We start from the raw sequence: 257 nt of genomic DNA, 5'->3' as shown, positions 1-257 counted from the left end.
TCCTCACTCTTACATAAGTGTGAGGTCCTGTCCGGGGAATTCGGGGGCCGCTTCACCGGCTTTCGAACTTTCGGCAGAAAACCTCTGCAACCAACATTGCCGCGCTGTTCGGACCAATGCCCTTCAGCTGCTCAAGGCGAACCGCTTTCTCTCGGCATGGGAAGGTAGACTCCTCATGGAGCACAACTTCAGCGCGGTCCCGCTCGATGTCCTTGATCTGATCGTTGAGCAACGCGAGCCGTTCGAAACAGCGCTCA

Annotated in this window: 1 pseudogene; it reads right to left on the bottom strand. The window is 56.8% G+C overall.

Annotated elements, in window-relative coordinates:
- Positions 1-52: 52 nt before the first annotated feature.
- A pseudogene (locus tag AX708_RS21025) lies at positions 53-257 on the bottom strand (IS110 family transposase); the annotation flags it as partial.

It is taken from the genome of Erythrobacter sp. CCH5-A1 (genome assembly GCF_001557115.1).
GTDB lineage: Bacteria > Pseudomonadota > Alphaproteobacteria > Sphingomonadales > Sphingomonadaceae > Erythrobacter.
The sequence above is the reverse complement of the archived record's forward strand: the minus strand, read 5'-3'. Positions and strand labels throughout refer to the sequence as shown.